This window comes from Phaeobacter gallaeciensis DSM 26640 (assembly GCF_000511385.1).
Lineage (GTDB): Bacteria > Pseudomonadota > Alphaproteobacteria > Rhodobacterales > Rhodobacteraceae > Phaeobacter > Phaeobacter gallaeciensis.
This window is the reverse complement of record NC_023137.1, coordinates 2,233,361-2,248,046: the sequence shown is the minus strand read 5'-3', so window position 1 is coordinate 2,248,046 and position 14,686 is coordinate 2,233,361. Positions and strand designations below refer to the sequence as shown.

Genomic DNA, 14,686 nt, shown 5'->3' with positions numbered 1-14,686 from the left:
GTTTAGTGTTAAACGACTTTTGACGTCAGGGAAACAGGCTATTCATGGCTTCCGCAGCAGGGTGGGCAAGTGCTTGCACCTGAACACGGTTCGTCTCACTGTGGTGCAAAAGACGACAAGGGAGCAACCAATGACCGATACGATTGCGGAGCTGCGATTGCCTACGCAGGAGCTGCGGGACGACATTCCATTTTATACGAAAACACTTGGGATGAAGCTTGATTCCATCTATCCGGCAGATGATCCGGCGATCGGGGTGTTCTCCGGCCATGGTTTGCGGCTGCGGATCGAACGGGGCGCGAGTGAAGCGCCTGGCACCATTCGTATTCTGACAGACGATCCTGACGGGTTTGCAGAAGGAGCCCGCCGTTTGACAGCACCCAATGGCACCAAAATCGAGATTGAGGAGCGCAATCCGCCACTGGTGATGCCGGAAACTGTTCACAGTTTTGTGGTGCGCCGACTAAAGGATCAGGCCCCCTGGATCATTGGCCGTGCTGGCATGCACTACCGCGATCTGGTGCCGGACCGGTTGGGCGGATCAATCATTGCCAGCCATATTCGCATCCCTGATGGGGGCCCGGTTCCGGATATGGTCCATTTTCACAAGGTCGGCTTTCAGCTGATCTTCTGCATCCATGGCTGGGTTGATGTGGTCTACGAGGATCAAGGCGAGAAGATGCGGCTGACGGCGGGCGATTGCTTCATTCAGCCGCCGGAGATCCGTCACCGGGTGCTGGAAGCCAGCGACAATGTGCAGGTGATCGAAATTGGCGTGCCCGCCGAGCATGTGACCGAGATTGATCATGAGATGACGCTGCCGACGCCACATCTGAGGCCAGAGCGCGAATGGCAGGGCCAGCGGTTTGTCTACAACACGGCCGAGGGGGCCGAATGGGTGCCGTTCCGCCTGCCAGGATATATCTGCCGCGACACCACAATTGCCGAAAACACAAAGGGCGTGGCCGGGGTGCAGGTCGTGCGCCGAGGGGAGGGCGCGCCCCAATGGGCGGCCCATGACACCGATATTCACTTCACCTTTGTGATGAATGGCACGCTGACGCTTGAAGGGCAGGGGCGAGAGCCGTTTCAGCTGGAACAGGGCGACGCATTCGTCATTCCGCCGGGCATGAAGACCCGGTTGAGCGCGCCGTCGGCCGATGTGGAGCTGCTTGAAGTGACCCTGCCCGGGGTGTTCAACACCACATTGGACGATCCATCGGCCTAAGGCGCGATCTGCGGATGGCGGCTTGGGTCGGATGATGTGATACACTTGCCAGCAGATGCCGGGGGCTTTCACTCCCTCGGCAAAATCCGCTAGGGTCACCAATTCTGACCAAGTGATCAAAAAAATCAGGGAATCGCCATGAACCTCAAAGACGCTGCCACCGCCGTTCGTGAAAACGCACACGCGCCCTATTCCAATTTCAAGGTCGGCGCGGCGATCAGAGCGGCGTCCGGAACCGTCTATGTTGGCTGCAATGTCGAAAATGTTGCCTACCCTGAGGGGACCTGCGCTGAGGCGGGCGCAATTGCGGCCATGGTGGCCGCCGGTGAGACGCGGCTGGAAGCTGCTTATGTGATTGCCGACTGCCCGGCACCGATTCCACCCTGCGGGGGGTGCCGTCAGAAACTGGCCGAGTTTGGCGCGGCCGACGTTCAGGTGACGCTTGCCACAACCGACGGTCTGGAACGTGAAACCACCATTGGTGACCTGCTTCCGGGGGCGTTTGGCGCGGATCACATGGAGCGGAGCTAAGATATGGATGCGCGCGCAATTATTGCCAGCCTGCGCCGGGGGAACACCCCAAGCGACGCAGATTTACGCTGGTTCGCTGAAGGGCTGGCCAATGGCACCGTGTCCGACGCGCAGGCCGGCGCCTTTGCCATGGTGGTGTGTCTGCAGGGATTGGGCGTGGAGGCCCGCCGGGCGCTGACGCTTGCGATGCGGGACAGCGGTGATGTGCTGCGCTGGGATCTGGACGGGCCGGTGTTGGATAAACACTCCACCGGCGGCGTCGGCGATTGTGTGTCGCTGCTACTGGCTCCGGCTCTGGCGGAATGCGGGGCGTATGTTCCGATGATTTCGGGGCGAGGGCTGGGCCATACCGGCGGCACGCTCGACAAGATGGAAGCCATTCCGGGCGTCAGCACCCAGGTGTCCGAGCAGGATCTGGTGGCCATGATGCAGGGTGTGGGCTGTGCCATCGTTGGGGCGACCGCGAAGATCGCTCCGGCGGACAAGCGGCTATATGCGATCCGCGATGTGACGGCCACAGTGGACAGTCTCGATCTGATCACCGCGTCGATCCTGTCGAAGAAACTGGCGGCCAGCACAGATGCGCTGGTGCTGGATGTGAAGATCGGCTCCGGCGCCTTTATGAAAACGCTTGATGAGGCGGAGGCGCTGGCGCGCAGTCTCAGTGAGACTGCCAATGCGGCAGGGTGCCGAACTTCGGCTTTGATCACCGATATGAACCAGCCGTTGGCGCCTGCCTTGGGCAATGCGCTGGAGGTGGCGGAGGTCATGCGGGTGCTCACCGGCGTGTCAGGTGAAGAGGGTGCATTGGCGGATCTGACGGCGGCGCAGGGCGGTGTGTTGCTGGCCCATGGTGGGCTCGCAGCGGATGCCGAGGCGGGGACCGAGATGATCCGCAAGGCGATTGCCAGCGGAGCCGTCGCTGAGCGCTTTGCCCGGATGGTGGCTGCTATGGGCGGACCGGGTGATTTTGCCGAAAGCTGGCAAAGCACCCTGCCGACCGCGTCGGTGCAACGCGTTATAAAGGTGGAGCAGGCGGGCTACGTCAGTGCCATTGATGGCGAAGCGCTAGGTTTGGCGGTGGTCCAGCTGGGCGGCGGGCGCATGATCGAAAGCGATGTGGTGGACCCTGCGGTCGGGCTGTCGGAACTGGCGCCGCTGGGCCAGAAACTATCTGTGGGCGACCAGCTGGGGATCATTCACGCGGCGAATGAGGCGGCGGCGGATGTGGCCGAAGCACGCCTGCGCGCAGCCTATCAGCTGTCGAAGGCCGCACCGGAGGTGCCGCCTCTGATCTACAAGAGGATTTCATAATGCCGCGCGCCTTTCTTGTGGTGATGGACTCGGTCGGGATCGGCGGAGCACCGGATGCCGGGGCCTATTTCAACGGTGATCTGCCTGATCTGGGCGCCAACACGCTGGCCCATATCGCCCAGGCCTGCGCTGCGGGACAGGCGGAGGAGGGGCGCAGTGGCCCCCTGCACCTGCCCAATCTGGATCAGTTGGGCTTGGGGGCTGCGGTGGTGCTGGCGTCCGCTGTGCCCTGTCCTGATCTCGGGGGCGCCGGGATCACCGGGCGCTGGGGCGCAGCTCGTGAGATCAGCCGGGGCAAGGATACGCCGTCGGGCCATTGGGAACTGGCCGGGCTGCCGGTGCCATGGGATTGGTGTTACTTCCCGGATCAGACACCGGCCTTTCCGGACGACCTGGTTGCACATGTCTGCGCAGCGGCAGGAACCGAGGCAATCCTTGGCAATTGTCATGCATCGGGCACTGCGATCATAGCCCAACATGGCGCCGCGCATATGCAGTCGGGTTTGCCGATCTGCTATACCTCTGCTGACAGCGTGTTCCAGATCGCGGCGCATGAGGAGACTTTCGGCCTAGAGAGATTGCTGTCGCTCTGCGAGGCGGTGGCGCCTTATCTGCATCAGATGAAAGTGGGCCGGGTCATTGCGCGGCCCTTTACCGGGACACCGGAAGTTGGGTTCCAGCGTACCACCAACAGGCGCGACTATGCCATCATGCCACCTGCGCCGATCCTGACCAATTGGGTGCAGGACGCAGGCCAGCCGGTGCATGCCATTGGTAAGATTGGTGATATTTTCTCTATGCAGGGGATTGATACACTGAAGAAAGGCGACGATGCGACCCTGATGCAGCATCTACACGATGCGGTGGCAGAGGCCGAGGAGGGGAGCCTCACCTTCGCCAATTTTGTGGAATTTGACAGTCTCTATGGGCACCGGCGCGATATCTCGGGCTATGCGAGGGCGCTGGAATGGTTCGATGGCGAAATCGGCCGATTGCTGTCACAGCTGCGGGACGGGGACCTGCTGATCCTGACTGCGGACCACGGCAACGATCCCAGCTGGCCGGGGACCGATCACACGCGTGAACAGGTGCCGGTGCTGATCGCTGGGGCCGGGATCGGCCCTATGGGCACCATTGGTTTCGCGGATGTTGCGGCCACGGTTGCCGCGCATCTGAACGTACCTGCGCAAGGGCCGGGTAAGCCAGCACTTGCGGTATAGCGCAGCGGGCCGGTGAAGGATCCGGTACCCTTGTTCCACCGCGATGTTTGCAGGGATTTGCGCCAATGCGCGCCAAATCCGCCTTGCCTGTCCTGCGGTGCAAGGACTAAGAGAGTTTGAATTTTCCTGAAAGGAGTGCCCAATGTCCGATCACCTGACCGTTGTCGATCACCCGCTGGTGCAGCACAAGCTGACTCTGATGCGCGACAAGGGCACCTCAACTGCCGGGTTCCGGCGCCTGCTGCGTGAGATCACCCAGCTGCTTGCCTATGAGATCACCCGCGAGATGCCGCTGACCACCACCACCATCGACACACCGATGGAAGAAATGGAAGCGCCGATCCTTGCGGGTAAGAAACTGGCACTTGTGTCAATCCTGCGGGCGGGCAACGGGATGCTGGATGGCGTTCTGGAGCTGATCCCCTCGGCGCGGGTCGGCTTTGTCGGTCTCTACCGGGATGAGGAAACCCTGCAGCCGGTTCAATATTACTTCAAGGCACCGGAGGGGCTGAAGGATCGTTTGGTGATCGCGGTGGACCCGATGCTCGCCACTGGCAACAGCTCTGCAGCGGCGATTGATCTGCTGAAAGAGGCCGGTGCCAATGACATCCGCTTTCTTTGCCTGCTGGCTTCGCCCGAAGGGGTGGAACTGATGAAGGAGAAGCATCCGGATGTGCCGATCGTGACGGCCTCTCTTGATCGTCAGCTGAATGAGAAGGGGTATATCCTGCCGGGACTAGGTGACGCGGGCGACCGGATGTTCGGGACCAAGTAAGCACGTGCCTTTTCGGCATGTGCTGCGCGTAGAAACAGGGGCGTCCGATAGCGGGCGTCCCTGTTGCGTTCCGGGAGAGGGCCTGCCCAATCTGGGGCGTGTCGGGCGGTCTGATGTCTCTGGGAACTTTCGTTAATTTGCGGAAACCCTGCTTTACTCAGATTCGCTTTTCAGGCATCCTACCGCCATATCTTGTGGGGCTTTCGGATGACGCTTACTAGAATTATTGCAAGTGCCTTGATTGCGGCGGCCAGCTTTGGCGGGGCGGAGGCGCAGTCAGCCCGGACGACCGAAGCCCCGGCTGAGTTTCCGCCTGCCTCCTTTGAGGGCAAGCAATATGTCGACAGTCGCGGGTGTGTTTTCATCCGGGCGGGTATTGATGGCAATGTCACATGGGTGCCGCGCGTGACCCGAAGCCGCAAGCAGCTGTGTGGTTTTGAACCGACACAAGTGGCTGCCGCACCAAGCGCGCCGAAAGCGGCCTCCGCACCGGCGCCTGAGTTGATCACGTTGCCAGCGGACCAACGCGCGAATGGCGCTGAGATCACCGTCGCTGACGAGAGCGCAGCCCCGGTCGCCGCATCCACCGCACCGCGCACTGTCACGACCACTAAGCCGCAGCGCAGCCCCGTTCGGCAGGCCAAGCCGGTGCGGACTGCGGCCTCTACCGGCCGTGCGCCACGACCGCGCCCGCTGCTGGATGACGCCTATCGCCCGCCCGCCGCTGCGCCCACAATCATCGGTCAGGGATATGGTCGCTGTGCAGGTGCTTCGGCGCTGAGCCAGCAATATATCAACCAGACCGGCGATGTACGCTGTGGACCGCAGGGGGGCAGCAGCCGTTTGTCATCGGTTCTGGACCCCAACACCCGCGTGGTTCCCAAACATGTCTATCAGGAACGCGCGCTGAGCCGTGGTCTGAAGGTGCCTGAGGGCTATCGTCGGGCCTGGGGCGATGATCGTCTTAACCCGCGCCGTGCCGAAATGTCACTTGGCGGCGTTCTGGCGCGCGCCAATGGCGGTGTGCCAGCAGGGTACGTGCGAATTACCCATCAGGATCGTTACAATCCGAACCGGGGGCCGCAGGGGACCGCAATCTGGACACGCACGGTCCCGCGCGAGGGGATCCGCCGCCCGGTAGACAGGCCTGTTGTGACCCTCTCTGCAAGACAGCGGGCCGATGCCGCAGCGGATATCGCGGAGGATGATATTCTCGTCACCCGTCTGTCTACGCGCTCGCAACCATCGGCGGGAACCACCTCGCGCAGCAACCCTTCTGCGGTCTTGTCTGCGCCTGTTGCGCAGTCTCGCTATGTACGGGCCGCCACCCTTGCTGATGTGACGCAGGCGGAAGCGGTGGCGCAGCGGTTGCGTCAAAAGGGACTGCCGGTGCGTCTGGGACGTGTGAACCGCAAGGGACAAACTTTGCAGGTGGTGCTGGCTGGGCCTTTCGTTGGTGGGGAGGCTGCGCAGTCGGCCCTATCCAAAGTACGCGCAGCAGGCTTTGCCGGAGCGCGGTTGAGCAACTAGTCAGAAGGCGAGAAGACCGGCATAGGGCATGCTAAGGGCGCGTGGTTTGCGACGTCTAAGGGTTGCCCCTGAGAGAAATTTGGGTCGGCTCAGCCACAGATGCTCTGCAATTGAACCCAGTCACGATCATTCAGCACAGGCTGTAACTCGCGCCCGGCCATCGGGTCAGCCTCAATCAGGCCAAGCACGGTTTCACCGGTGATGTCCTGCGCATAGGCGTAGGGGCTGGAGGGCACTGCTGCGCGTGCGAACTCCGCCAGCGTCGTGGTCTCATCCGGGGTCGGGCGCGGCGCGCTGATGACGGTTTCGGCATAGCGGTCCAAGGTCGCGCGGGTCAGTTCACCGGTTGTCAGCATCCTGAAGGTCGCCCGGATGCCCCCGGCGGCCAGCAGTTCAGCCAGCGGATCCTGTTCCACAGCGCGGGCGCGTTCAACCAGAACGGCGCCAGCTGCGACAGCCGGATCTTCGTGATCCTCGACCAGATCACGGTTCAGCAGGACGATACCGCCGGGCAGATAGAGGCTGCTGGCCACACCGCTGCGCAGGATCACCAGTTGGCGTACATCCAGCCGCTCCGCCAGCCGGTCCAGAATGGGCGCGGTCTCCAGCGTGCTGCAGGCCTGACCCGACACCCGCTCAATCCGGCCGAGCAAGGCCTGCCCCAGCGCCTTGCGCTTGATATCCGGCACCACGTCGACCGTATGGGACAGCAGCGCATTCGGCAGCCAGAATACGGCAAGCCCGGCGGCAACGGCCAGTGTCGAGAGCAGTGTAACAGCGCGCAGGCGACCCGGGCGGGCACGGGCACGGGTGAGGGCGGATTGCAACCGGTTGATCGCATCCAGCATGGCCGTTTCATCTTCGGCAATCTCCAGCGTTTCACCGGGGTCGCCAAAGGGGTGAAACAGGGCAGGGAAGCCGCCGGGGTTCTGACGCTCGAGTGCCGCCAGCGACCAATGCGCCAGCGGCCGGTCGTTCATATCGGCGATGGTCAGGGTCGCGTCCCCGACCGAAACGATAACATCGCGCCGCTGCGCATCAGGGGCGGCCCGCCACAGGGCTGCAGCCTCAAGCCGTTGATATTCCCGCAATGCCGTCATGAAAAACGATGCACCTTTTCTGATAATTGTTCACAGATCAAATAGCACGGCGATCCGGGCGTCAGCAATTGACTTTGCGACCGTTCCGCCCGCGCGTGCTTTATGAACCCATATCAGAGTGACTTGGCCTGTTGGCGCAGTTCGAATTTCTGGATTTTCCCGGTCGAGGTTTTGGGAAGTTCTTGAAAGATCACCTGTTTTGGCGCCTTGAAACCTGCCAGCGTTTCGCGTGCAAAACGGATCAGATCGGCGGGGGCCACGGTTGCTCCGGGTTTCAGTTCGACAAAGGCGCAGGGCACCTCGCCCCATTTCTCGTCTGGTTTGGCAACCACAGCTGCAAGGTTTACATCCGGGTGCCCCATCAACACGCCCTCCACCTCAACCGAAGAGATATTCTCGCCGCCGGAGATGATGATATCCTTCGCGCGATCCGCGATCTGGATGTAGCCATCCGGGTGCTGCACGGCGATATCGCCTGAGTGGAAATATCCGCCTTGGAATGCTTCGGCGGTGGCCTCGGGGTTCTTCAGATAGCCTTTCATGACCGAGTTGCCGCGCATCACGATTTCGCCCTGATCTTGCCCGTTCATCGCGATCTGCTGCATCTCATCGGACATGACCGTGATATGATCCATCATCGGGAAGGCGACGCCCTGACGGGCTTTGATCGCGGCGCGCCCCTGTTGGTCCAGCGTATCCCAGCTGTCGCCTTTCCACAGGCATTCGGTGACATGGCCGTAGGTTTCCGTAAGCCCGTAGACCTGTGTGACATGAAAGCCGAGCGCTTCGATTTTCTCCAGCGTTGCGGGCGCGGGCGGGGCGCCTGCGGTGAAGACTTCTACCGTGTGATCAAAGCTGCGGCGCTCCTCTTCGGGCGCATTGACCAGCATGTTCAGCACAATCGGAGCACCTCCGAAATGGGTTACACCTTCGTCGGCGATGGCATCATAGATTGCAGGCGCGGTGATATCACGACAACAGATCAGCGTGCCCCCCAGAACCGGCATCATCCAGCTGTGGTTCCAGCCGTTGCAATGAAACAGGGGCACAATGGCGAGATATTTCGGCTGCATCACCATGCGCCAGGAAATCACGGTACCCATGGTCATGAGGTACGCGCCGCGATGATGATAGACAACGCCCTTGGGCCGACCCGTGGTGCCGGAAGTATAATTCAGCGCAAGGCTTTCCCATTCGTCCCGGGGCATGATCCAGTCGAAATCATGGGCGGCAGCGGCCAGAATATCCTCATAGATCGGATGGCGGCCTGATGCTGGATGGCCGGCCTGATCATCCGGTACCTCGATGATCAGCGGGCCGGGCCCGTCACAAGCGGCCTTTGCCGCTTCTGCGAGGGGCAGAAACTGGCTATCCGCCAGCACCACCTTGGCCTCGCCATGGTCGAAAATATAGGCAACTGTGCTGACATCAAGGCGGGTGTTGATGGTGTTGAGAACAGCACCACAGGCGGGAACACCAAAATGCGCCTCGGCCTGAGCGGGAAGATTGGGGATCAGTGTTGCCACGACGTCGCCCGGTCGGACTCCCATTCCGGCAAGGGCCGAAGCCAGCCGCGTGCAGCGATCATAGTAGGCCGCATAGGTTTTGCGATGAGTGCCGTAGACCACGGCGGGCACATCCGCAAACACATGGGCGGCGCGGCGCAGATGCGACAGCGGCGTCAGTGGCACATAATTGGCGGCGGTTTTCTCCAGTCCCGACTCGTCCGACATCCAGCCCATACTTGCCTCCTCCCAAGATTATTCATGCGCTTTTGCAAAAAGATATTGCGCAAAGTTGCAGTCAAGGGAAGAGATAAGACATTTTTGTGTGCGTCGCTTAGGTTTTCTTTGTACTGCAAAGTGCTTAGCCTGCCGGGCATGATCCTGTCGCCTGGCCGTTCCTATGTCTTTGTGCATATCCCCAAGACCGGGGGCACCGCGTTGTCGCTGGCGCTGGAAGCGCGGGCGATGGCGGATGATCTGATGCTCGGGGATACGCCCAAAGCGCGCAAACGCAGGCGGCGTTTGCAAGGGGTCAAAACCCGGGGACGGTTGTGGAAACATTCAACATTGGCCGATATCGACGGTCTGCTGCCGGATGACCAGCTGCGGCGTCTCTTTGCCTTCACATTGGTGCGCAACCCCTTTGATCGGGTGCTGAGCCTTTATCACTGGCTTCGGATGCAGAGTTTTGATCATCCGTCCGTGCCGCTGGCGAAAGCGCTGAATTTTGAGGATTTTGCCTGTCATCCGCAGATGCTGACAGCGTTTCGCGCAAACCCGGCGTGCGCCTACATGCGGCGTGCGGACGGGGTGGAACAATGCGCCTGCTATATCCGGCTGGAACATTTCGCGCGGGACGCTGCACCTCTGTTTGATCATCTGGGGTTTGAGTTGCACCTGCCTGTGGCCAATATCTCTGATCGTCCGCGCAGTTGGCAGGAATCCTATACGGACGCATCCCGCAGAGCAGTGACAGAGGCCTGTGCGGAGGATCTTGCCCAGTTTGAATACTCTTTTAACGATTCACCGATAGACCAGTAGTCGAGAGATGGAATCATTTGTGGTCCGAAGCCTTCGCCAAAGCGGGGTATCTTCGATCCGTGCTTTTGATCAACTCTCCCGCAGGTCGGCTCATGTCGCCTGACGGACGGGTAACGTGACGGGTCATGCAGAACGTATGGCTGCCTTGGTGAAAGGGAAAACCGATGCTGGATTGGCTGCTGAAACGCAAGCTCTCTCCGATGGCCGAGGCTCTGGCGACAGAGTACCCGTTGGTCGCAACCGGACAGGGTGGGATCCTGTCGGGCACGCATGTGGCCTCACATCTAGGTTGGCGCCCGGTTGAGGCCCTGGCCGTGGGCGATATGGCCCTTACCTTTGACCATGGGATGCAGCCCATCGTCGATATCCACCGCGAGACGCTATTGCTGACCAGCGGTGCCCCCAATCCACTGACATGTCCGGTCTATATTCCGCAGGATGCGCTGAACAATCGAGCGCCGCTTTGGGTGATGCCGAACCAGGGAATTCTGATCGAAAGCGATCTGGCCTGTGACGGGCAGGGTGATCCCTTTGTCGTGGTGCCAGCCTGCGCGCTGGAAGGCTATCGCGGGATCCGCCGCGCGGAACCAGAGACCCGGCTGGAGATCGTCGTGCCGCGCTTCGCACAGGACGAAGTCATCTATCTGGAGGCGGGTCTGCTGGGATTCAGCGTCTCACCGCGTGACCTGCTGTCGTTCGACACAAGCGCGCAGCCGGATCTGTATCGCGTGCTGCAGCCCGAGACAGCCCGAGAATTGGTGATCGATATGATCACTGAGGAAAGCGCCTGGGCCAATACCCTACCGATCGGGCCCGGTGGCCATGGCGCGGCGGAATATGCTGCGGTGATCTAACTTTAGGAAACCACAGGACCAAATCAAAGCCGCCATCCAATCCGGAGGCGGCTTTTGTTGTGTTTACATATGCTTCATCAGATGCCTTGACGTGAAAAAGCGGCACCCAAGGGCGCCGCTTTCAGATGTGTTTGGATTGTTGTTGCCTGATCAGGCGGCTTTCTCGGCCTCAGGGTTAAAGCGACCGTAGAAGGTCTGACCCTTCTCCGCCATCTCGCGCAGCAGCGGCGGGCAGGTGAAGCGCTCACCGTATTTCGCGGTCAACTGATCGCAGCGCTCAGCCGCATAGGGCGTGCCGATAATGTCGAGCCAGCTCAGCGGACCACCGGACCAAGGCGCAAAGCCCCAGGCCAGAATAGCGCCTACGTCGCCTTCGCGGATGTCCATCAGAACCCCCTCTTCCAGCGCCCGCACAGCTTCCAGAACCTGCGCAAACATCAGGCGTTCCTGCACTTCGATCAGATCGGGCTGTTCCTCGGCCTGCGGGTATTTCTCCTGCATCCCCTTCCAGTAGCCCTGACGCTTACCCTTGTCGTCATAGTCAAAGAAACCAGCGTTGGATTTGCGGCCCAGACGCCCCTGTTCTTCCATCCAGAAGATCAGATCATCCGCAGCGCTTTCAGGGTAAGCATCGCCCATCGCCGCTTTGGTGGCGCGGGCAATTTTGGCGCCCAGATCGATCGAGGTCTCATCGGTCAGTTGGATCGGCCCCACAGGGAAACCCAGCTGACGTGCGGCATTGTCGATCAGCGCCGGGGCAACGCCCTCGGTGATCATCCGTGCGCCTTCGTTCACGTAAGGGATGATGCAGCGGTTGCAGTAGAAGAACCGCGCATCATTGACCACGATCGGTGTTTTGCGGATCTGACGCACGTAATCCAGCGCTTTGGCCACCGCGCGATCACCGGTTTTCTCACCTTTGATGATCTCCACCAGGAACATTTTTTCCACCGGTGAGAAGAAGTGAATGCCGATGAACTGTTCCGGCCGCACCGAGGCCTCTGCCAGATCGGTGATCGGCAGGGTCGAGGTGTTGGAGGCGAAAATGCAATCCTCAGGAATGATCGCCTCGACCTTTTTGGTCATCTCGGCTTTGACACCGGGATCTTCAAACACCGCCTCAATGATCAGATCACAGCCCTTGAGCGTGTCCAGATCCGGCGTTGCGGTGATGCGCGATAGCATCGCCTCTTTCTTCTCGGCGGTGACTTTGCCGCGCTTGATGCCCTTGTCGAGATAGCTCTCTGTATAGGCCTTTCCCTTGTCAGCAGCGTCCTGATCACGGTCGATCAGCACAACCTCCATGCCAGCCTGAGCGGAGACCAGCGCGATACCTGCCCCCATCATGCCAGCGCCCAGAACGCCGATTTTTTTGACCGACTGATCCTCGATACCCGCCGGGCGCACCGCGCCTTTTTCCAGCGCTTCCTTATTGAGGAAGAGCGAACGGATCATCGCCTCGGAGGAGGGGTTCATCAGAACATGGGTGAACCAACGCGCCTCGATCTTCAGCGCGGTGTCAAAGGGCACGAGCGCCCCCTCATAGACGGCACTCAGCAGAGCCTTGGCCGCCGGGAAGGCACCAAAGGTTTTGCCATGTACCATGGCTGCCGCACCAAGGAAGGTCATGAAGCCCGCAGGGTGATAGGGCGCGCCACCGGGCATCTTGTAGCCCTTCGCATCCCAGGGTTTGACGATATCGGCGTCTTTTGCCTCCAGAACCCAGGCGCGCGCAGCGGCCAGCGGATCTTCGACAACGTCGTCGATGATGCCAGCGCCCTTGGCTTTCTTGGGATCAACCAGCTTGCCTTCCAGCAGGAAAGGGGCCGCCGCCATGGCACCCATCTTGCGCACCAGACGGGTGGTGCCGCCAGCACCGGGGAAGATGCCAACCATGATTTCCGGCAGGCCGATCTTGGCCTTCGGATTATCGGCGGCAAAGATGCGGTGCGTGGACAGCGGCAGTTCCAGACCGATGCCAACGGCAGTACCGGGCAGGGCCGCTGCGACCGGCTTGCCACCTTTGTTGGTCTTGGGATCCATGCCAGCACGTTCGATCTTGCGCAGACCTTCGTGCATTTTCATGATGCCTTCGAACAGACCCCGCGCGGGCTCGTCACCGGCATCCTCTTTCATCTTGGCCAGCACATTGAGGTCCATGCCACCGGCAAAGTCTTTCTTGCCAGAGGTGATCACGATGCCCTTGACCGCGTCGTCTGCCAGCGCATCGTCGACCAAGCCGTCGAGGTCGATCATCGCCTGGCCGTTCAGCACGTTCATAGTCTTGCCGGGGCAGTCCCAGGTGATGATGGCGACGCCGTCGGCGTCTTTTTTCATTGTGAAATCAGACATATCTTCTTCTCCTGCCGCCTGGGTTACACGCGTTCAATGATGGTGGCCGCGCCCATGCCGGACCCGATGCAGAGCGTGGCAAGGCCGGTTTCCCGGTCGCTGCGCTCCAGCTCATCCAGCAGCGCGCCGAGGATCATTGCGCCGGTGGCTCCCAGCGGATGGCCCATCGCGATGGAGCCGCCGTTGACGTTCACCTTGTCATGATCCACGCCAAAGGCCTGCTCAAACCGCATCACAACACTGGCGAAGGCCTCATTGACCTCAAACAGGTCGATGTCGCCGATCTCCATCCCATTGTCGCGCAGGATCTTTTCTGTGACGGGCACGGGGCCGGTCAGCATGATGGTGGGGTCGGTGCCGATTTTAGCTGTTGCTTTGATGCGGGCACGGGGTTTCAGACCCATCGCCTCGCCAAATTCCTTATCGCCGATCAGCACGGCGGCAGCGCCATCCACGATACCGGAGGAGTTACCGGCGTGGTGAATGTGATTGATCCGCTCCAGATGCGGATACTTCAGCATTGCGATCTTGTCGAAGCCGGGCATCTGCTCGCCCATCATCTGGAACGCGGGGTTCAGACCGCCCAGCGACTGCATATCGGTGCCGGGGCGCATGTATTCGTCGTGGTCCAGGATGGTCAGCCCGTTGATGTCACGCACAGGTACGACGCTGCCAGCAAACCGGTTGTCGTCCCAGGCAGCCTTGGCCCGGCGCTGGGATTCCATTGCCATTGCGTCAGCGTCATCACGCGAGAACCCATACTCGGTGGCAATGATATCCGCTGAAATCCCCTGTGGGACAAAATAGTTCTCGATCGCGATAGCGGGATCAACCGCGATGGCGCCACCGTCCATGCCCATAGGCACGCGGCTCATGGATTCCACCCCGCCCGCGATATAGGCGTGACCGGCGCGGCCACGGACCTGGTTGGCGGCCATGTTCACCGCTTCCAGACCGGAGGCGCAGAAGCGGTTGATGGAGACGCCGGGGATCGATTCATCCAAGTCAGACGCCAGAACTGCAGTCCGCGCTAGGCAGGCGCCTTGCTCACCAATCTGGGTGACGTTGCCCCAGATCACATCTTCAACCGCGTGGCCTTCGAGGTTATTGCGGTCTTTCAGAGCGTTGAGTGCCACTGCGGACAGCCGCGCGGCTGTCACTTCATGCAAGGACCCATCCTTGCGCCCCTTGCCGCGCGGGGTGCGCACGGCGTCATAGATATAGGCTTCGGTCATA

At 60.9% G+C, this 14,686-nt stretch carries 12 protein-coding genes; 8 read left to right on the top strand and 4 right to left on the bottom strand.

Features of this window, described 5'->3' with window-relative positions:
• The first annotated feature begins 130 nt into the window (after positions 1–130).
• From GAL_RS10800 to GAL_RS10775, 6 genes are all read left to right on the top strand, one after another.
• Positions 131–1,228 (top strand): cupin domain-containing protein, encoded by a 1,098-nt coding sequence (locus GAL_RS10800; protein WP_024097614.1) that lies wholly within the window; start codon positions 131–133, stop codon positions 1,226–1,228.
• 138 nt (positions 1,229–1,366) lie between these two features.
• Positions 1,367–1,759 (top strand): cytidine deaminase, encoded by a 393-nt coding sequence (locus GAL_RS10795; protein WP_024097613.1) that lies wholly within the window; start codon positions 1,367–1,369, stop codon positions 1,757–1,759.
• 3 nt (positions 1,760–1,762) lie between these two features.
• Positions 1,763–3,073, top strand: a complete 1,311-nt coding sequence (locus tag GAL_RS10790; protein WP_024097612.1) for a thymidine phosphorylase — start codon at positions 1,763–1,765, stop codon at positions 3,071–3,073.
• Positions 3,073–4,293 (top strand): phosphopentomutase, encoded by a 1,221-nt coding sequence (locus GAL_RS10785; RefSeq protein ID WP_024097611.1) that lies wholly within the window; start codon positions 3,073–3,075, stop codon positions 4,291–4,293. Before GAL_RS10790 ends, GAL_RS10785 begins: the two co-directional genes overlap by 1 nt.
• A 142-nt stretch (positions 4,294–4,435) precedes the next feature.
• Positions 4,436–5,068 carry a uracil phosphoribosyltransferase gene (gene upp / locus GAL_RS10780; protein WP_014874324.1) on the top strand — a complete coding sequence of 211 codons (633 nt, stop codon included), beginning with the start codon at positions 4,436–4,438 and terminating at the stop codon, positions 5,066–5,068.
• 207 nt (positions 5,069–5,275) lie between these two features.
• Positions 5,276–6,598, top strand: a complete 1,323-nt coding sequence (locus GAL_RS10775) for an SPOR domain-containing protein (RefSeq protein WP_024097610.1) — start codon at positions 5,276–5,278, stop codon at positions 6,596–6,598.
• 89 nt (positions 6,599–6,687) lie between these two features.
• Here the strand turns inward: GAL_RS10775 and GAL_RS10770 are convergent, their stop codons facing one another.
• A complete protein-coding gene (locus tag GAL_RS10770) occupies positions 6,688–7,698 on the bottom strand; it encodes a hypothetical protein (RefSeq protein WP_024097609.1) in 1,011 nt (336 codons plus the stop codon).
• Between the two features lie 113 nt (positions 7,699–7,811).
• Positions 7,812–9,440, bottom strand: a complete 1,629-nt coding sequence (locus GAL_RS10765) for an AMP-binding protein (RefSeq protein ID WP_024097608.1) — start codon at positions 9,438–9,440, stop codon at positions 7,812–7,814.
• A gap of 138 nt (positions 9,441–9,578) precedes the next feature.
• On the opposite strand from GAL_RS10765, the gene GAL_RS10760 reads away from it, so the two are divergent.
• Both GAL_RS10760 and GAL_RS10755 read left to right on the top strand, forming a co-directional pair.
• Positions 9,579–10,244 (top strand): sulfotransferase family 2 domain-containing protein, encoded by a 666-nt coding sequence (locus tag GAL_RS10760; protein WP_040104060.1) that lies wholly within the window; start codon positions 9,579–9,581, stop codon positions 10,242–10,244.
• Positions 10,245–10,408: 164 nt separating this feature from the next.
• On the top strand, positions 10,409–11,098 hold the full coding sequence (locus GAL_RS10755; RefSeq protein ID WP_024097606.1) for a Hint domain-containing protein: 690 nt from the start codon (positions 10,409–10,411) through the stop codon (positions 11,096–11,098).
• A gap of 150 nt (positions 11,099–11,248) precedes the next feature.
• Here GAL_RS10755 and GAL_RS10750 read toward each other — a convergent pair whose 3' ends face one another.
• On the bottom strand, positions 11,249–13,450 hold the full coding sequence (locus tag GAL_RS10750) for a 3-hydroxyacyl-CoA dehydrogenase NAD-binding domain-containing protein (RefSeq protein WP_024097605.1): 2,202 nt from the start codon (positions 13,448–13,450) through the stop codon (positions 11,249–11,251).
• Positions 13,451–13,473: 23 nt separating this feature from the next.
• On the bottom strand, positions 13,474–14,685 hold the full coding sequence (locus GAL_RS10745; RefSeq protein WP_024097604.1) for an acetyl-CoA C-acetyltransferase: 1,212 nt from the start codon (positions 14,683–14,685) through the stop codon (positions 13,474–13,476).
• Between the last annotated feature and the right edge of the window lies 1 nt (position 14,686).